This window comes from Rhodococcus sp. P4_E4 (assembly GCF_056401575.1).
In genome coordinates this window covers 222,418-238,953 of the sequence record NZ_JBFUJB010000004.1, presented here as the reverse complement: position 1 = coordinate 238,953, position 16,536 = coordinate 222,418, and the positions used below count along the sequence as shown (strand labels likewise).

At 63.3% G+C, this 16,536-nt stretch carries 19 protein-coding genes and 2 tRNA genes; 14 read left to right on the top strand and 7 right to left on the bottom strand.

What is annotated here, in order from left to right; genetic code table 11:
- Window positions 1-39: 39 nt before the first annotated feature.
- From AC1DVN_RS07245 to AC1DVN_RS07205, 9 genes are all read left to right on the top strand, one after another.
- Window positions 40-759: a dienelactone hydrolase family protein gene (locus AC1DVN_RS07245; protein WP_029254257.1), complete on the top strand. Its 720-nt coding sequence runs from the start codon at window positions 40-42 to the stop codon at window positions 757-759.
- A 96-nt stretch (window positions 760-855) separates the two neighbouring features.
- A tRNA-Ser gene (locus tag AC1DVN_RS07240) sits at window positions 856-947 on the top strand.
- Between the two features lie 82 nt (window positions 948-1,029).
- A tRNA-Arg gene (locus tag AC1DVN_RS07235) sits at window positions 1,030-1,102 on the top strand.
- 118 nt (window positions 1,103-1,220) lie between these two features.
- On the top strand, window positions 1,221-2,066 hold the full coding sequence (locus AC1DVN_RS07230) for a helix-turn-helix domain-containing protein (protein WP_232816815.1): 846 nt from the start codon (window positions 1,221-1,223) through the stop codon (window positions 2,064-2,066).
- A gap of 156 nt (window positions 2,067-2,222) precedes the next feature.
- The gene (locus tag AC1DVN_RS07225) at window positions 2,223-3,254 is read left to right on the top strand and encodes an iron-siderophore ABC transporter substrate-binding protein (RefSeq protein WP_477993650.1); all 1,032 of its coding nucleotides are present in this window, start codon (window positions 2,223-2,225) and stop codon (window positions 3,252-3,254) included.
- Complete coding sequence (locus AC1DVN_RS07220; protein WP_477993649.1) at window positions 3,200-4,219, top strand: FecCD family ABC transporter permease; 1,020 nt, start codon at window positions 3,200-3,202, stop codon at window positions 4,217-4,219. Before AC1DVN_RS07225 ends, AC1DVN_RS07220 begins: the two co-directional genes overlap by 55 nt.
- Complete coding sequence (locus AC1DVN_RS07215) at window positions 4,216-5,268, top strand: FecCD family ABC transporter permease (RefSeq protein WP_047888775.1); 1,053 nt, start codon at window positions 4,216-4,218, stop codon at window positions 5,266-5,268. Before AC1DVN_RS07220 ends, AC1DVN_RS07215 begins: the two co-directional genes overlap by 4 nt.
- Window positions 5,265-6,080, top strand: coding sequence for an ABC transporter ATP-binding protein (locus tag AC1DVN_RS07210; protein WP_092765349.1), 816 nt, complete (start codon window positions 5,265-5,267; stop codon window positions 6,078-6,080). The genes AC1DVN_RS07215 and AC1DVN_RS07210 overlap by 4 nt, the downstream gene beginning before the upstream one ends.
- Window positions 6,077-6,706: a pyridoxamine 5'-phosphate oxidase family protein gene (locus tag AC1DVN_RS07205; RefSeq protein WP_047888777.1), complete on the top strand. Its 630-nt coding sequence runs from the start codon at window positions 6,077-6,079 to the stop codon at window positions 6,704-6,706. Before AC1DVN_RS07210 ends, AC1DVN_RS07205 begins: the two co-directional genes overlap by 4 nt.
- Window positions 6,707-6,793: 87 nt before the next feature.
- On the opposite strand, the gene AC1DVN_RS07200 is transcribed toward AC1DVN_RS07205, so the two are convergent.
- A complete protein-coding gene (locus tag AC1DVN_RS07200) occupies window positions 6,794-7,591 on the bottom strand; it encodes a DUF4352 domain-containing protein (protein WP_477993648.1) in 798 nt (265 codons plus the stop codon).
- Window positions 7,592-7,705: 114 nt separating this feature from the next.
- Between AC1DVN_RS07200 and AC1DVN_RS07195 the strand changes: the two genes are divergently transcribed.
- Window positions 7,706-8,884: a cation:proton antiporter gene (locus AC1DVN_RS07195; RefSeq protein WP_019746478.1), complete on the top strand. Its 1,179-nt coding sequence runs from the start codon at window positions 7,706-7,708 to the stop codon at window positions 8,882-8,884.
- Between the two features lies 1 nt (window position 8,885).
- On the opposite strand, the gene AC1DVN_RS07190 is transcribed toward AC1DVN_RS07195, so the two are convergent.
- The 5 genes from AC1DVN_RS07190 to AC1DVN_RS07170 all read right to left on the bottom strand — a co-directional run bounded on the left by AC1DVN_RS07190 (window position 8,886) and on the right by AC1DVN_RS07170 (window position 13,342).
- Window positions 8,886-10,130 carry an alpha/beta hydrolase family protein gene (locus AC1DVN_RS07190; protein ID WP_182262119.1) on the bottom strand — a complete coding sequence of 415 codons (1,245 nt, stop codon included), beginning with the start codon at window positions 10,128-10,130 and terminating at the stop codon, window positions 8,886-8,888.
- A gap of 79 nt (window positions 10,131-10,209) precedes the next feature.
- Complete coding sequence (locus tag AC1DVN_RS07185; protein WP_477993647.1) at window positions 10,210-10,899, bottom strand: DUF998 domain-containing protein; 690 nt, start codon at window positions 10,897-10,899, stop codon at window positions 10,210-10,212.
- A 10-nt stretch (window positions 10,900-10,909) separates the two neighbouring features.
- On the bottom strand, window positions 10,910-11,314 hold the full coding sequence (locus AC1DVN_RS07180; RefSeq protein WP_019746481.1) for a very short patch repair endonuclease: 405 nt from the start codon (window positions 11,312-11,314) through the stop codon (window positions 10,910-10,912).
- A gap of 10 nt (window positions 11,315-11,324) precedes the next feature.
- On the bottom strand, window positions 11,325-12,200 hold the full coding sequence (locus AC1DVN_RS07175) for a hypothetical protein (RefSeq protein ID WP_019746482.1): 876 nt from the start codon (window positions 12,198-12,200) through the stop codon (window positions 11,325-11,327).
- Entirely contained in the window at window positions 12,197-13,342 is a 1,146-nt protein-coding gene (locus tag AC1DVN_RS07170; RefSeq protein WP_174531793.1) for a DNA cytosine methyltransferase, read from the bottom strand. Before AC1DVN_RS07170 ends, AC1DVN_RS07175 begins: the two co-directional genes overlap by 4 nt.
- Before the next feature lie 238 nt (window positions 13,343-13,580).
- On the opposite strand from AC1DVN_RS07170, the gene AC1DVN_RS07165 reads away from it, so the two are divergent.
- Window positions 13,581-14,168 (top strand): putative glycolipid-binding domain-containing protein, encoded by a 588-nt coding sequence (locus tag AC1DVN_RS07165; RefSeq protein WP_019746484.1) that lies wholly within the window; start codon window positions 13,581-13,583, stop codon window positions 14,166-14,168.
- 11 nt (window positions 14,169-14,179) lie between these two features.
- Here AC1DVN_RS07165 and AC1DVN_RS07160 read toward each other — a convergent pair whose 3' ends face one another.
- Entirely contained in the window at window positions 14,180-15,154 is a 975-nt protein-coding gene (locus tag AC1DVN_RS07160; RefSeq protein ID WP_477993652.1) for a prephenate dehydrogenase, read from the bottom strand.
- Window positions 15,155-15,202: 48 nt separating this feature from the next.
- Here AC1DVN_RS07160 and AC1DVN_RS07155 point away from each other — a divergent pair, with 48 nt between their 5' ends.
- The 3 genes from AC1DVN_RS07155 (at window position 15,203) to AC1DVN_RS07145 (ending at window position 16,534) form a co-directional block, all read left to right on the top strand.
- Window positions 15,203-15,742 (top strand): tRNA adenosine deaminase-associated protein, encoded by a 540-nt coding sequence (locus tag AC1DVN_RS07155; protein WP_003943823.1) that lies wholly within the window; start codon window positions 15,203-15,205, stop codon window positions 15,740-15,742.
- On the top strand, window positions 15,743-16,204 hold the full coding sequence (locus AC1DVN_RS07150) for a nucleoside deaminase (RefSeq protein ID WP_019746485.1): 462 nt from the start codon (window positions 15,743-15,745) through the stop codon (window positions 16,202-16,204).
- A gap of 138 nt (window positions 16,205-16,342) precedes the next feature.
- Window positions 16,343-16,534: a CsbD family protein gene (locus AC1DVN_RS07145; protein WP_003943869.1), complete on the top strand. Its 192-nt coding sequence runs from the start codon at window positions 16,343-16,345 to the stop codon at window positions 16,532-16,534.
- The last annotated feature ends 2 nt before the right edge of the window (window positions 16,535-16,536 follow it).

The following is a 16,536-nucleotide window of genomic DNA, read 5'->3' as shown; positions in this document are numbered from 1 at the left end:
TTTGGTGCGTAGCGGCCGTCTGCGTGTCAGAGTTAGAAGATGTCGGAAATCTTCCGGGCCACCGCGTATCTGCGCGCAGCCGAAGGGGAGGTCGCCACGGCTGTTCCGCTGACGGTGGTGGAGCCGGACGGCCCGACGCGGGGCGGGATCGTCGTCCTGCATGAAGCCCGCCAGTTCAGCCCGGCTCTGCTGAATCTGATGTGCGCACTCGCCGGCGAAGGGTGGGTGAGCGTCGCACCGCACCTGTTCCACCGCGAACCCGAACACATGCAGGGCGAGGTGTTCGGTGACAACCTCTTCGCCGACTTCGACGCGACCCTCGATTGGCTCGTCGGACGCGAAGTTCTCGCGGACACCGTCGGGGTGCTCGGATTCGACGACGCCGGGACCGCCGCGATGCTCGTGGCCACCAGCCGTCCCGTCGGTGCCGCGGTGAGCGTCGCCGCCCGGGGAATCGTCGAAGCCTTGTCGGTGGATGCTCAGGCGCTCGTCGATGCGGCCACTTCCCTGCAGGCGCCGTGGCTGGCGCTGTACGGCGAGGACGATCCCAGCACGCCGCGTGAGCACGTGACCCTGCTCCGGGAAGCGACCGCCAAGGCCGACGTCGCGACACTGGTGGTCAGCTACGCCGGACTGGCCCACCGGGCGGACGAGCCGCCACAGCTGTCCGAGGACGCCGACCTCGACGACCCTGGCTCGGCCTCGATCGTCGAAGCTCAGACCCGGATCTTCGACTGGTTCGACAGCCACCTGCGGTAAGCCGACAAATCAGGGCGCTGACCACGCGTTTTGCCTTTGGTGGCGAAGGGTGTGTAATCTTTCGATCCGGCGGTCCGAAAGGATCGGAACCCCCAGGGAGGCGTGCCAGAGCGGCCGAATGGGACTCACTGCTAATGAGTTGTCCCTTTTACGAGGGACCGGAGGTTCAAATCCTCTCGCCTCCGCCAAGCCGGTGATTTTGACCGGCGGGTTAGAAATGATAGAAAGTACGACGGCAAGACACGCAAGATCAGCAAGACAACAGAACATGCGCCCGTAGCTCAACGGATAGAGCACTTGACTACGGATCAAGAGGTTAGGGGTTCGAATCCCTTCGGGCGCACAAGAAAGAAGGTCACAGACTCCGGTCTGTGACCTTCTTTTTGTTGTGGTGCATTCGCAATTTTTGAATGTGTGTGACGTCACCTCGGCGAATTTCGGTCGGTGACCCTCGCGATCGTATGAACCAACAACCGATCCCCGCGACCTATGCTTTCTCCGGAGCAGTCGCGCGAACCGAGGAGAACCCGTTGGAGACCGTCGACAGTCGGACGCTCCCGGTCTACTCGGCCGGGGCGGTCGAGGTGCCCTTTGTCATCGCGGGCATGGACGAGCTTGTCTCCCGCGAGACCCGGTGGGAGGCGCACTCGCACCCGACCCACGAATTGTTGTGGAACGAGCGAGGAGCGTCGAGCGCCACGGTGGGATCGCGCACGTGGACGATCACCCCGACCGTCGGTCTGTGGATGCCCGCCGGCGTCCTGCACTCGGCGATCGCGCCCGCCGGAACCTGGTATCGGGCCGCTCAGCTCGACATCGCATCGGTTCCGTCTCTGTCCGACGTGCCGGTGGCGATCGAGGTGACTCCGCTGCTGCGGAACCTCCTCGAGCGACTGGCAGACGATTCACTCGGAACCTCTTCGCGCTCGCTCACAGAGCAGATGGTGATCGACGTACTGGCGCCGTCACCCAACGAGTTGCTGGTTCTGGTGCCGGACTCGGCGCTTCTGCAACCCATCGTCGACGCGATCGGTGACGATCCGAGTGACATGCGAACGCTGTCCGACTGGGCAAGGCTCCTCGGCGTCAGCCCGCGAACCATCACCCGGGCATTTCGGTCGGAGACCGGGATGAGTTTCGGGCAGTGGGTGTCAGCGGTGCGCGCCCAACGAGCGGTGACTCTTCTTGCACACGGCTTGGATCTGCAAGAGGTTGCCGAGCGCGTGGGCTACCACTCGACCAGTGCGTTCGGTGCGGCATTTCGGCGCACTACCGGCGCTACACCAGGGATGTTCCGGGCTAGCTGATCGGCCATCACACCTTGTCTCGATCGCTACACCGGGTGTCCCAAACACGCGATTGCGCCACATTGCCCTCCCGTATACGGTTTAGGCAAACCTCACCTAAGTGCCTGATTGAGCCGGGTTGAGGGCCGTACCCCTTCTCGAGAGAGTTCTGTTTTCATGCGTTCAAAACGCTTCTTGGCGGTGGCCGCAGCAGCGGTCGCAGTCGCCCTCGGCATGACAGCTTGCAGTTCCGGCTCCTCGGAGACCGCCGACGGCGGCAGCGCCGGAAGCGGATCCAGCTCCTTCCCTGTCACGATCGAGCACGCTTTCGGAACTACGACGATCGACGCCAAGCCGGAGCGAGTTGCCACCGTTGCCTGGGCCAATCACGAAGTGCCCCTTGCTCTCGGCGTGGTTCCCGTCGGAATGGCAGCGGCGACGTTCGGCGACGACAACGGCAACGGAATGCTGCCGTGGGTCGAGGAAAAGCTCGACGACCTCGGCGCGAAGCCGCCGGTGCTCTTCGACGAGACCGACGGCATCGACTTCGAAGCCGTCTCCGATACGAACCCTGACGTCATTCTTGCCGCGTACTCCGGATTGACGCAGGAGGACTACGACACTCTCAGTGAGATCGCTCCGGTTGTGGCGTATCCCGAGGGGCCGTGGGCGACGTCGTGGCGTGACGTCATCAAGTTCAACAGCATGGGCCTCGGCATGGAATCCGAAGGGCAGGAACTGATCTCCACCATCGAGAAGGAGATCGCCGACGAGGTTGCCTCACATCCGCAGCTTGCCGGCAAAGCAACAATGTTCCTGACGCACGTCGACACTGCCGACCTGAGTCAGGTCAGCTTCTACACTGCGAACGACACACGTGCCGCGTTCTTCGAGGACCTCGGACTTTCGACGCCGAAGAGCGTTGCCGACGCCTCGACGGGTGGTGAGTTCTCGAAGAAGGTCAGTGCCGAGCGTGTGGACGTCTTCGACGACGTCGAACTGATCGTCACGTACGGTGACCAGGCACTTGTCGACGCACTCAAGGCTGACCCGCTGCTCTCGCAGATGCCTGCCGTCGCCAACAATTCGATCGTGTTCCTCAACGGAACCGGCCCGATGGGAACGGCGGCCAACCCGACTCCGCTCGCCATTTCGTGGGGGGCGCCAGCGATACGCGGCGCCCGACGTTCGGCAATTCGCTGTGGCTGATCGCCCTTCTCGTGATCCTCGCGGTGCTCATGTGCGCCTCGATCGTCATCGGCTCTCGTGAGGTCGATTGGTCCGACATCGTTGCCGCACTTGGCGGTTCCACCGACAATATCGGTCAGGGTGCGATTGCCAAGCGCATTCCGCGGACGGTGCTCGCGATCGTCGTGGGTGCTGCGCTCGGTCTTGCCGGCGCGGTGATGCAGGGGATTACCCGAAACCCTTTGGCGGATCCCGGAATCCTGGGCGTCAACATGGGCGCTTCGCTCGCCGTGGTGATCGGAATGGCGTGGTTCGGATTGTGGACCCAGACCAGCATGATCTGGGTGGCCGTACTCGGTGCAGCCGGGGCGGCATTGTTCGTCTACGTAGTCGGGTCACTCGGGCGAGGTGGAGCCACGCCACTCAAGTTGGCTCTTGCCGGGGCCGCAACATCGGCTGCGTTTGCTTCGTTCATCACTGCGATCATGCTGCCGCGAAACGATATTGCGGGCAACATTCGTTCGTGGCAGATCGGCGGCGTCGGTGGCGCGAGTTTCGAGGTGATCCGGCAGGGTCTGCCTTTCCTCATTGTCGGCTTCGTGATCTGTCTGCTGTCAGCGCGCAGTCTCAACTCTCTTGCGCTCGGCGACGAGGTTGCGTCAGGTCTCGGCGAACGCGTCGCGGTGGTTCGTGCAGTGGCAGCGCTCGGTGCAGTGTTGCTCTGCGGTGCAGCCACTGCCATTGCCGGACCGATCGGCTTCGTCGGTTTGGTTGTCCCGCATCTGTGCCGGTTGCTGATCGGTATCGACAACCGTTGGCTACTACCGTTTTCTGCGCTGACAGGTGCCGGCCTTCTCGTCGCCGCCGACATTCTCGGACGAATTGTCGCCCGGCCGAGCGAAATCGACGTCGGCATCATCACCGCGCTCGTCGGAGCGCCCTTCTTCATTTACATCGTCCGCCGTCAGAAAATACGTGAGCTGTGACCACTACATTCGTTACTCCCGAAGTCGAGGTCGACGCAGTCGGAGCAAGCCGTATCCGACGAGGTAGACGCCGCCGCATCGTGATTGCCGTGCTGACGGTCCTCGTCGTCGCCTCCTTCGCGGTCACTCTGATGGTGGGAAAAACCTTCTACCCGCCGTCAGATGTGCTTCGCGTCGTGCTGGGGGAGAACGTGCCTGGTGCCTCGTTCACCGTCGGCCGCCTCCGGCTGCCTCGCGCTGTCCTAGCTGTGGTCGCCGGAATCTGTTTCGGCTTGGGTGGCATCACGTTCCAGACGATGCTGCGCAACCCGCTCGCGAGCCCCGACATCATCGGGATCAGCTCCGGCGCAAGCGCTGCAGCGGCTTTCGCGATCATCTCGCTTTCGCTCGGCGGCTCGCAGGTCTCGATCTTCGCCATCGCTGTCGGTCTGGGCGTCGCAGTCTTGATCTACGTTCTGTCCTTCCGAGACGGTGTAGCAGGCACTCGGCTGATCCTGATCGGTATCGGCATCGCCGCGATGCTCGACAGCGTCACCGCCTACCTGCTCAGTACCGCCGCCGCGTGGGATCTGCAGGAGACGATGCGTTGGCTCACCGGCAGCCTCAACGGTGCCAACTGGGGTTCGACGGTTCCCGTACTCCTGGCGCTGGTTGTCCTCGGACCTGTGCTGCTGAGCCAATCGCGCAACCTTTCGACCATCCAGCTCGGTGACGACGCAGCACAAGCGCTCGGCGTCAGAGTGGAACGAACGCGCATTCTGACGATCATTGCGGCCGTCGGACTCATCGCCTTTGCCACTGCCGCTGCGGGGCCCATCGCCTTCGTCGCATTTCTGTCAGGGCCCATCGCCGCCCGCATCGTCGGTCCGGGAACATCACTTTTGATTCCGTCGGCGCTGGTCGGAGCGCTGCTGGTGCTAGTTGCCGATTTCTGCGGACAGTACGCCTTCGGCACCCGCTACCCCGTTGGCGTGGTGACCGGCGCGCTGGGAGCGCCGTATCTCGTCTACCTCATCATTCGCTCCAACCGAACGGGAGGTTCGCTGTGACCGAATCCCATACTCTGACTGTCGAAAACCTCGAACTCGGTTACGGAGGACGGACCGTCGTCGAATCGCTCGACCTCGCGGTGCCGCCGGGAAAGATCACGACCATCGTGGGCGCCAACGCGTGCGGCAAATCGACGCTGCTGCGGTCGATGTCGCGGCTACTCAGTCCCCGAAGCGGTCATGTTCTGTTGGACGGCAAGGATGTTCATCGCCTACCCGCGAAGAAGCTCGCTCGCACGCTCGGTCTGCTGCCGCAGTCACCGATCGCACCGGAAGGGATAGTTGTCGCCGATCTCGTCGGCCGAGGCCGACATCCACATCAGCGGGTGCTGTCGAGGTGGAGTCGAGAGGATGACGCAGCCGTCGCCGAGGCGCTTGCGGCAACGGACACAACCGAATTGGCCGAACGATCGGTGGACGAACTTTCCGGTGGTCAGCGCCAACGTGTGTGGATTGCGATGGCGCTCGCCCAACAAACCGATCTGCTTCTTCTCGACGAGCCGACTACCTTCTTGGACGTGAGCCACCAGGTTGAGGTCTTGGACCTGCTCACCGACCTGAACCGGACTCGGGGTACAACGATTGTCATGGTTCTGCACGATCTCAATCTCGCCGCCCGCTACGCCGACTTCCTCGTCGCCATGGCCGATCGTCGGGTCTACGCGGCGGGTGATCCTGCCGAGGTGCTCACGAGCGACAACGTCCGCACCGTTTTCGGTCTCGAGAGCCGAATCATCCCCGACCCCATCTCGGGTAAGCCGTTGGTGTTGCCGCTCGGGCGCCACCACGTTCTCGACGACGTGTTGACGTGACGGCGTCGAACGCCACGGGCGGGCGGATCGAATCCGTGGAACAACTCAATGCGATTCTCGGACAGCCCCATCCGACGATCATGGAGAAGCAGACCGCCTACACGACTCCGTTGATCCGTGAATTCATCGAGCAGGCACGGTTTTTTGTGCTCGCGACATCCGATGCGGCCGGAAATTGCGATTGCTCGCCGCGCGGAGACTTGGTCAGTCAGGTTCTGTTTCCCGACGAGAAGACGCTCGTGCTCCCGGATCGTCCGGGCAACCGGCGCGCTGACTCCTACCGGAACATGATCGAAAATCCTCACGTGGGGATCCTCTTTCTCGCGCCCGGGCACGACGAGATCGTGCGCGTCAACGGCACGGCGACTCTGTCCACCGATCCTGATCTGTTGGACTCGATGGCGATGAACGGCAAGCCGGCACAGCTTGCTGTGATCGTGAAGATCGACGAGGCGTATCTGCATTGCGCGAGAGCGATTCTGCGGGCGAAGCTGTGGGATCCGTCGACGTGGCCCGCATCCGATGACGTACCGAGTCTGCGCGACATGATGGCCGAGCAGCACAGCCTGCTTGTCGAGGATCTGGAGCCGGCTCGGCAGGAGGCGTACCGCAAGTACCTGTACTGACTTCAGCCCATTGGCCTTTCGCAGAAGAACGGTCCCCGCCAGTTGATCGGCAACTGGTGGAGACCGTCGTTCCTACTGTTCCAGGTCTTACTGAAGCGAAATTGTGGCGCCACCGGAGAACATCGAGTCGTGGACCTCGATCTCCTTGGGGGTGGCACTGGTCGGGATGTCGAAGACAATGGTGGTCTTCCGCGTGATGCCGGGGTTTATGTCGCCGCCGATCGCGGTTTCGGCGTCGATATTGATCGCTGCCATCGTGTTGTTGGTGAACTCGCGACCTTCGGTGTCGATCAAGGTCTGATTGGATCCGAAGTAAGCCTGGGGCTTGTCGGAAGTGTTCGTGATCTCGACGTGGACGAGTACGAACTGTCCCTCAGCTTGCTCTTGCAAGTAGGGATTGTCGCCGATCGTCGTGAGGCCGGTCTCGATACCCGTCACGACGAAACCGAACTTTCCGTCCCGCACTTCCTCGCCGATTCCGGGATTCGAAGACTTCGTTTCCTTGGGAGCTTCGGCCGGAGCAACTGCGGCCACCGAGGCATCGCCTGCTGCGGCTTGCGCGGTTGTGGGGGCAGCGGCGGATTCGTCCTTGTCTTTGTCACCGCCGCTGGTCGCAATTGCGACCACCACGAAGAATGCCACGATGCCTCCGACGACCCATGGCCACTTCTTCTTTTTCACCGGTGCGGGCGGCGGTTGCTGGAATCCACCGGCCGGCTGAGCGTACTGGCCCGGGAACGGCGCGCCAGACTGATCTGGATGAGGCTGTCCATAAGGTTGCTGATCCGGCGGTTGCTGTCCGTAGGACTGCTGCGGTTGCTGCCCGTACGGCTGCTGAGGCTGCTGGCCATATGGCTGGTTAGGGTCCTGCGGGGGTTGTGTCATGGCCGTTCCTTCACGTGGGATTGCTCACGCATTACTCGGTGAGCATTCGATACTTCTACCAGACTGACCGGTCGCAATGTGTGCAGAGTGGTCGGTTTTGTCCGACAATGATCCGTGCCTTCAATTGCCTCGTCGCTGTTCTGGATTGCGCTGATCGCGGCCATCGCGCCGATAGTCGCGGGGTTGATCCCGCGTCGACTGGTTCCCGAAGTGGTGTTGCTACTGGTCGCGGGCGCCGTGGTCGGGCCGTTCGCCCTCAACATCGCCGCTGACAGCGAAGCGATCGGAATCCTCCGCGAACTCGGCCTCGGCATGCTGTTCCTGCTCGCCGGCTACGAGATCGACCGACAGGAACTCAGTGGGCGCGGCGGACGTCGAGCGCTCTACACGTGGCTGTTCTGCCTCGCGTTGGCGTTCACGGTGGTCGCGCTGCTTGGCATGAGGAACGTGATCTCCGCGGAAGCCGCTGTTGCCATCGCAATGACGTCGACCGCACTGGGCACGCTGTTGCCGATCCTCAAGGACAACAAACTCCTCGACACACGCTTGGGCAAGACGGTCCTCAATCACGGGGCCGTCGGCGAACTCGGGCCGGTCGTCGCGATGGCGGTGCTGCTGAGTGCCCGTGGTGCCGTCCTGTCGCTGATCGTTCTTGCCGTCTTCGCCTTGATCGCCATCGTCGTGGCGGTGCTGCCCGGCAAGCTGATTCACGAAGGCTCGTGGACACATCGGCTGGTGCGGGCAGGAGCGGACACCACGGCGCAGACGACGGTCCGCCTCACCGTTCTGTTGTTGGTCAGCCTCGGAGTGCTGTCGGCCGTGTTCTCACTCGACGTCATTCTCGGCGCGTTTGCCGCCGGCTTCATCCTGCGGCGACTGATGCCAGAGGGCGACGAGCGCCTCGAGATCAAGCTCGACGGGATCGCCTTCGGGTTCCTCATCCCGATCTTCTTCATCACTTCAGGCATGGCAATCGACGTCTCGGCGGTCGCCGCCAGTCCCGGCATACTGATTGCGTTTCTGATCCTGATCGTTGTCGTCCGCGGCGTGCCGGTGTTCTTCGTGACCAAGTTCGAGAAGGTCGAGCCGCCCTTCACCACGCGCGAAAGTGCGCAAGTCGCGTTGTACGGGGCTACCGGTCTGCCCATGATCGTGGCGGTCACGGGCGCTGCCGTCGACGCGCATCAGATGTCGTCGGACAACGCGTCGATTCTTGTCGCGGCCGGGGCGATCACCGTTCTACTGCTGCCGATGCTCGCCACTCTCTTGACGAAAAAGGAGAAAGTGTCCTGATTCAGAGATCCAACTGCTCGTCGAGCCAGTCGAACATTCGCTGATCCGTCAGACGCCTCGCCATGGGCTGACAGTGGAAGTTCGCGCCTTCGGCAGCGGTGAAGGGAACCACCGTCGTCGGTCCGCCGGATAGGGCGGCAAGCCGCTTGGATTGACCGGGCCAGAACTGCTCGCCTTCCGGATCGGTGATGAGCAGGGGAGTGGAGATCGAGCCGGCGACGTGTTCGAGGTGGTACTTCCGAACCTCGGCGAGAGTGTTGTAGTAACCGTCGGCGAGGTACGGACGCGCTCGGAAACGCCAGATCCGGGCGCTGTCCTTCGAGAATTTCATCCCCAGCCCTATCGCCATGTCGCGGTCGAAGGCCTCCGACTTCCCCTCGTCGAGCAGCTTCTGCATGTTCTTGGGGATATGGGCGAGCCACGACGCGGCCACGTCCACGACCCCCGGATCGGCGATCGCTGCCGCGATCCGATGCTCGAACGCCAACGACTGCGGTACCCAGTAACCGCCCTGACTGATCCCGTAGATCGCCAGCTTCGACGCATCGACGTCCGGCCGGTCCACGAGATAGTCGACGACGGGCGTGATGACGGATTCCCAGTCGTGACGGAACGGGATGTTGCGCTCGAAGAGCATCGACTGCTGACCGGGACCGTCGAACATCAACACGTTGTAGCCCCGCTCGAGGGCCCCGGCGCCGCCGCTGCCCCACAGTCCGCTGATCGGGCCGTCGCTACCGTTCACCATGATCAACGTCGGCCGTCGCACGTCGCCGGGTGGCCGGAAGAAGTACCCGGGCAAGTAGGTGTCCTCGTAAGGGATCCGGACGCGTTCGACGGGCTGGGCGGTGGTGTCGACGAAGCGGTCCCACGCCTGTCGGTGACGTTTGAAAGTGGGGACCAGAACCGAATCGTCGCTGAGACCGTCGACGGCGTTGATCGCCACACCGAAGTACGACGCCGCCCGCAGGTACGCGTTGGACGCGCTTCGTGAATGCCCGGCCTCGGCCGCCTCATCGGCCTGCCCGAATACTCGTGTGCCGAGGTCGAACCAGGCCTCATACCAGCCCTCGAGGTCTTTCTCGCCGACATGAGCGATGGCCGAGAGCACTTCGCCGGTATCTGCCGCGCCGTAGGTGGCTTGCCCGAGAACGACTCGTAGCTCGAAGTCGAAGGACTCGTTGCGGTAGAAACCGGCAGTGAACGCCTGGTGTGGATGGGCGAAGAACGACGACGCGAGAGACATGGGCACACCTTCGCTAGTTCGGGGCAGCCATTTTCAGTTGTAGTTCCAGGATCGCCCGAATCGCTTGCCGGAAAACCTGTCAGCGTGGCGACGCCGGGAGCCCGGTGGATGGCGGCCTCGACATCGCAAATGCCAGGGTGCACAACCACAACGACATCCCCAGCACCTGTGCGCGTTGAGCGATACCCAGTCCGAGATTACCGCCGCCGGAGACTTCGATGCTGTTGGTCGTCAACATCCACACCGTCGCAAGGGAAGTCAGGATCAAAATGGTCAGGCCGGTCGTACGCAACGACCGGTGTTCGCGATACCTGAACGCTCCCACGGTGAATGCGATCATCGCGGTGAAGATCGCGAACACCGCCACGCTGCTCGTCAATGCGTGAACATGGTGGAGCTGCGGAAGTAGACCGTCGGGTGCGCTCGACGGGCAACCCTCGCCCGAGCATTCGAGAGGGAACGACGCGTCGGCGATTGTGGCGATGCCGAACACTGCAAGTGCAATCCAGCCCGTGACGTAGAGCCTGCGCCTGGGCGTGATCAGCAGACCCAGCGCTCCGGAGATCAACATCAAGATCGCGGACAGGACGTCGGCATTGCCGAAGACGTCACGGTATTTCTGGTTCTCGGCATCGAGTTCGCTGAGGAACGATGTCACCGGGTCGAGGCCGGTGTCGAGGAAAAATTCGAGAATCCACGACGAGTAGACGATTCCGCCCAGAGCCAGCGCAGCCACCAAACCCCACCGCGCAATGTTGCGTTCCTTCACGAAATCGAGCTTACGGACCGAGCAGGGCTTTCTGGACGCGTTCGGCTGCTACCAGCGGATCTTCGTGCTCCCAGATGCGGATGACGGTCCAACCCTGCTCTGCCAGACGTGCATCGGTGTCGCGGTCTCGAACCACGTTGGCGGCCAACTTGTCCGTCCACCACTGCGCGTTGTTCTTGGGAAACGTCGCATGCTGCGGGCAGCTGTGCCAGAAGCATCCGTCCACGAACACCGCGACTTTGCGGCGCGGAAACACCAGATCAGCGCGTCGGCGAACACCTTTGACAGGCGCCCGGTCCACGAAGTACCGGAGTCCGCGCCGATGAAGCTCGCGTCGAAGTGCAATTTCAGGTTTGGTGTCGCGCCGACGCTGAGCGCTCATCCGAGCGCTGGTGGCAGGATCCGTCGCAGGCACCGTGGTTCCCTCAGCCGTCGGAATCGTCGCTGTCTTCGGGATCGGACCAGGTGGGCGCAAACCTGTTGCGACGCTCCACTTCACCGTGCACGACGGTCACGAAGTCGGTGAACGAGAGCGTCTGAGCTTCGGTGGGCCGGCCGTTGCGCGGCGGCGGCTCGTCGACGTCGAAGAACCGAACCGCGCCATCGGGTTCGTAGAGTCCGATGTAGACCTTCTCGAAGAGGTCGTAGCGGGTGTCCTCGGCGCCGAGATCCACCCAGGCCTTTCCTGGAACGCCGACCACCGCGCGCTTGCCCCGGCCCGAGCGCTTCGAGAGCGTCGTGACGTGGTGTGCAAAAGAGGATTTGCCGGTGTCGCTGGTCTTGGTCGGGTCGCCGTCGTCGCACGTGGCGTACGGCTCGAACATGACGGCGACCAACACGCTGTACGGCTGACGCTGATGCAGAACCATTGCCTCGCCACGCAATTCGTGGTCGTTGCGGACGATGTTCTTGGTCCACCGTCCAAGTTTTCCGCTGCGGGGACTGTAGTCCTGGAAGTTGTACGTCTTGATGGAGACGCAGAGGATCAGGCCGAGAGTGGGGTCGAGTGCCTTGACGTCCAAGCGCTTTCGGCCCTTGGCGACATCAACGGTTGCCTCCTGGCCTTCGCCGGACGCTGTCGGGGTGATGTTGGGATACAGCGGACGCAGAGCGTCGGCCACCGTCTGTGCCAGTTGATTGGAGAGTCGCTGGGCGTAGTTCTTCTTCTCGCCGCGATCGGCGTCGGCCGGAGGCTTGTCGCCCGCGAGTTGCAGTGCGCTCCACAGTGGTTCGTGTTCCGGCTCGGAAAACAGCGGTTCGGGGAATAGCGTTTCAGGTTCGGGGAACAGTGATTCCGTCATGCCGCGGCCTCGGGGTATCCGCCCATCCGCTCGAGATGGCTTTCGACGTCCTCGATGAAACCGGGGATGAACCGAAGATTGCCCATGCGTGCGCGCTTGAGGAAGCCGGCTGTGGCCCGCGCCGACAGCAACCGCGTGTCCTCGAGGAAGCCACTCAGATCCTCGTAGTCGTACTGGACCGGCCAGGTCGAGGTATGGACGCGGAAGGCTTGGCGGTTACGGCCCCACGCCGCACTCGGCCACGCGTCGCCCGGTTCGAGTGGCGTCTCGCCGGCGGCGTCGTATTCGATGGGATCGTTCAGCCGGCCACCGACCCACGATGCCATCCGCACGCTCACGGCATTGCCGACGAGCTTCCATCGGTGGCTGTGGCGAAGCCCAGGAACCTCGACGGACGGCAGCGTCCAGTCGGGATCGAAACCCTGCAGGCGTTCGGCGTCGACGAGGCCGGGAGTGACGATCTCACCGGACGGCAACCGGACCGCCGGCTGGCTGGGGATGCCGACGGACGAGCCGCCCTTGAGCGTCGGCACCGCATTGACGGCCCACCCGAGTCCGCGGGTGCCTTCGGTCCAGTAGAAGCCGCAGGGGTAGTCCGCGGGATCACCTCCCAGGCGCTCGCCAGCGTCCTGGCCGAACAGGATTTCGCGAGGATCGTCCGTGCGCGAGGCAAGCATGATGACGCGCTGGCGGCGCTGGGGGAGTCCGAAGGCACGGGCGTCCACCACCCGGTATGCCCAGGTGTATCCGAGGTCTTCGAGAGCGTCGGTGATGTGCCGCATGGCAGCGCCCTTGCCGAGTTGCAGCATGAACGGAACGTTCTCGATCAACAGCCAGCGCGGGCCTTTCTTGCGCTTGACCAGACGGAACACCTCGTCCACCAGGCCTGAGCGTGCGCCGGTGATGCCTGCTGTTTTGCCGGCTTGAGAGAGGTCCTGGCAGGGGAAACCGGCGGCCACCAATTCGATGTCGCTGGGCAGCGCGCGCAGTTTGGTGACGTCGCCGTGCAACGGCACGTCGGCGAATCGCGAACGGAGAACTGCCTGGGCGCCCGGATCGATTTCACACAGCAGTTCGGTGTTCCACCCATGTTCCGAGAGCCCCAACTCGAGCCCGCCGATACCGGCAAACAAACCCACCATGCTCCGCGACGACGTCACAGCACCCTTCCTCACGAACCGACCTAGAAGCACGGTACTCGAGAACTCCGACACCGTTTGCCAACTATTCGGTCTGCGGGGTGCTCCTTACGGAAGAACCGTTGTGAAACGCCTTACATCGAGATCTTCGGGGCCGATCGAAGTCCCTAAAAGGTCCCTGATCGAAGCAATAACCCGAACCAGCGGTGCTCCGCGCCCGTTCGTCCATTACCGTGGTCGGGTGAGCATCCAACCTTCCGGTGACGCGTCCTGGCCCGCGGTATTGACCTGGCAGGCCCACAACGCTCCTCGTATGGAGTCTGTTCGTGTGCAGCTGAACGGAAATCGCATCAAGGCTTCCGGCCGGATCATCGGTGGAGCCTGCAGTGAGCACCCGGCATTCAGTGCGTCATACGACCTGGTCACCGACGAGGCCGGCATCACCCGCAGGCTGTCGGTGCGGACCGCCCTGGCCGCCGGTGAGCGTCAGATGTCGATCAGCCGGGACGAAGAAGGCACCTGGATGGTCGAGAACGGCGCCAGTCACCAGCGCTCGGCGTTCGATGGCGCACTCGATGTCGACGTGATCCTCAGCCCGTTCTTCAACACGCTGCCCATCCGCCGCGTCGGCTTGCAGAACGACATCGAAGACGCCGAGGTCCCGGTCGTCTACGTCAACCTTCTCGACCTGCGCGTCGAGGGTGCGACCATCACCTACAGCAGTGGCACCGACGGAATCAGTGTGCTGTCCCCGGTGTCCAGCTCGACGCTGGCCGTCGATACCGAAGGCTTCGTCCTCGACTACCCGGGTCTGGCAACTCGAATCTAGGTTTCGTACTTCTAGGTTTCGGATCGCCGGATGACACCACCGCGTCGACCGGCGTCCCGCATCCGCTCGATCCAGTCGGGTTCTCCGACCCGAAGGTCTTCGATGTCCCAACGCTCGTGCGACTCGTAAGCGCCGCGCGCAGCGAACCCTGCGTCCACCAATCGTGCCGTGGAGCCGTTGTCGAGCAGATCGGTGCGTGCACCCTGCAAAAGGTCGAGCGCTTCGTCCAGCGCGACCAGCAGGGCGTCACGGTTGCCCTCGCACATCGCCCGCACCAGGCCAGGAGCGCTCCCGGCTACGCGGGTGCCGTCGCGAAATGACCCGGCGGCCAGCCCAAGGGCCAGTTCGCCGCCGGCAGCTCCGGTGATCGCGAGTGTTTCCGCCAGTAGGTGGGGCAGGTGAGAGATACGCGCGACTGCTCGATCGTGCTCGAGAGATTCGGCCGGCACGACCACCGAGCCGCAGTCGAGTGCAAGGTCGGCGACCTGCGACCACACGTCTGCATCGACGCCTTCGTCGGTGGCAACGACCCACACCGCGTCGACGAACAGATCGGCATCCCCGACCGCCCAACCCGAAGCTGACGTCCCCGCCATCGGATGACCGCCCACGAACTTGGCGCTCAAGCCCGCTCGTTCGACCGCGGCCTTCACTTCGCCCTTGACGCTGACGACGTCGGTGATCGGATTGTTCGGCGCATGCGCGGCGATTGCCTCCAAGGTGGCGTCGACGGCAGGCATCGGCACGGCGATCACAATGATCGCACCGCTCTCGTTCGCTCTCTGCAGCACTGAAACCAGATCGGTGTCGGCGTCGAAACCGTCGGCTCGGGCCGCGTCGGCGGACTCGCTGGAACGGTTGTAACCCCACGCCTGACGGCCGGATCGGACGGCGGCGCGAAGTAGCGAACCGCCGATCAATCCGAGGCCGAGAACGCAGACTGGTGGGGCGGAATCGATCGCAGACACGAGTTCAGGTTGGCACATCGATGCTCGGACTTCACTCACTGGCACCAGGCGGGCTACCGTTGCGCCATGGGTGCACAGCGCGCGGGTAACAAGAGCGCCTCTTCGAACCAGTCGGAGGAGCTTGAAGGCTTCGGTGTCGCGGTGGTCCGTGAAGAGGGGCGTTGGACGGTCAAGGCACTGACGCCCGACGCGTTGACCTCGCTCTCGGCCGCCGAAACGCAGCTGCGTGAGCTGCGAAGTTCGGGTGCCGTCTTCGGTCTTCTCGACGTCGACGACGAGTTCTTCATCGTGTTGCGTCCGGCGCCGTCGGGCACGCAATTGCTGATTTCCGACGCGACCGCCGCCATCGACTACGACATCGCAGCTGACGTCCTCGACGCCTTGCACATCGAGATCCCCGACATCGACCCGGACGACCTCGACGATGTCGAACCCTGGGAAGAGGGCGACCTGTCCGTCCTGGCCGATCTGGGCCTGCCGGAACCCGTGCTCGCTGTCATCGCGGCCGAGACCGACCTTTATCCGGACGAGCAGTTGGGGATGATCGCGCAGCGACTCGGGTTCGCGTCCGAGTTCGGCGCAGCGCTCGACAAGCTCCCGCGTTAGATGACTCTCGCTGACGATCAGCGCATGATCCGTGCGGCCATCGTGGCCGCACGTTCCGCCTCCGACGCAGACGTCCCGGTCGGGGCAGTGGTGTTCGACGCAGACGGCGTCGAAGTTGCTCGGGCCGCCAATGCCCGGGAAGCGTCGTCCGATCCGACCGCGCACGCCGAAATCCTGGCGTTGCGCGCTGCCGCAAGAATCTACGGTGACGGCTGGCGCCTGGAAGGTGCGACGCTGGCCGTCACCCTCGAGCCATGCACGATGTGTGCTGGCGCTCTGGTCCTCGCCCGGGTTTCTCGGGTTGTTTTCGGGGCGTGGGAGCCGAAAACCGGAGCCGTCGGATCATTATGGGACGTAGTTCGAGATAAAAGATTGACCTATCGGCCGCAGGTGCGCGGCGGGGTCCTCGAGGACGAATGCGCTGGGCTTTTGGAAGATTTCTTCCGCGAGCAGCGGGCCTGAAATCGGTATTCCCCATCGAGAGTGATCGCACACTCGGGTAGCCGGATCCAGCAATCGAGGGCATGGTGGAGGCAGATGCCGTCAGGGCATCGGCGGATCGTCGGAAGGCGATTCGTTCGCGTTCACAGAGGAGTACTCATGGGAATCGCAGACAAGGCTCAGAACAAGGCCGAAGACCTCGGGGGCAAGGCCAAGGAAGCTGCTGGCAGCGCTACCGGTGACCGGGACCTCGAAAACGAAGGTAAAGGCGACCAGGTGAAATCGGCCGTCAAGGATGCCGGCGAGAAGGTCAAGGACGCCGCATCCAGCATCAAGGACAAGCTCACGTAATA

What these genes read in the sequence shown, in the direction of transcription:
- AC1DVN_RS07145 (WP_003943869.1), top strand. Translation starts at nt 16,343, where the DNA reads ATGGGAATCGCAGACAAGGCTCAGAACAAGGCCGAAGACCTCGGGGGC.
- AC1DVN_RS07175 (WP_019746482.1), bottom strand. Translation starts at nt 12,200, where the DNA reads ATGACGGAATCACTGTTCCCCGAACCTGAAACGCTATTCCCCGAACCG.
- AC1DVN_RS07190 (WP_182262119.1), bottom strand. Translation starts at nt 10,130, where the DNA reads ATGTCTCTCGCGTCGTCGTTCTTCGCCCATCCACACCAGGCGTTCACT.
- AC1DVN_RS07170 (WP_174531793.1), bottom strand. Translation starts at nt 13,342, where the DNA reads ATGGTGGGTTTGTTTGCCGGTATCGGCGGGCTCGAGTTGGGGCTCTCG.
- AC1DVN_RS07200 (WP_477993648.1), bottom strand. Translation starts at nt 7,591, where the DNA reads ATGACACAACCCCCGCAGGACCCTAACCAGCCATATGGCCAGCAGCCT.
- AC1DVN_RS07150 (WP_019746485.1), top strand. Translation starts at nt 15,743, where the DNA reads ATGACTCTCGCTGACGATCAGCGCATGATCCGTGCGGCCATCGTGGCC.
- AC1DVN_RS07230 (WP_232816815.1), top strand. Translation starts at nt 1,221, where the DNA reads ATGAACCAACAACCGATCCCCGCGACCTATGCTTTCTCCGGAGCAGTC.
- AC1DVN_RS07160 (WP_477993652.1), bottom strand. Translation starts at nt 15,154, where the DNA reads ATGTGCCAACCTGAACTCGTGTCTGCGATCGATTCCGCCCCACCAGTC.
- AC1DVN_RS07245 (WP_029254257.1), top strand. Translation starts at nt 40, where the DNA reads ATGTCGGAAATCTTCCGGGCCACCGCGTATCTGCGCGCAGCCGAAGGG.
- AC1DVN_RS07225 (WP_477993650.1), top strand. Translation starts at nt 2,223, where the DNA reads ATGCGTTCAAAACGCTTCTTGGCGGTGGCCGCAGCAGCGGTCGCAGTC.
- AC1DVN_RS07155 (WP_003943823.1), top strand. Translation starts at nt 15,203, where the DNA reads ATGGGTGCACAGCGCGCGGGTAACAAGAGCGCCTCTTCGAACCAGTCG.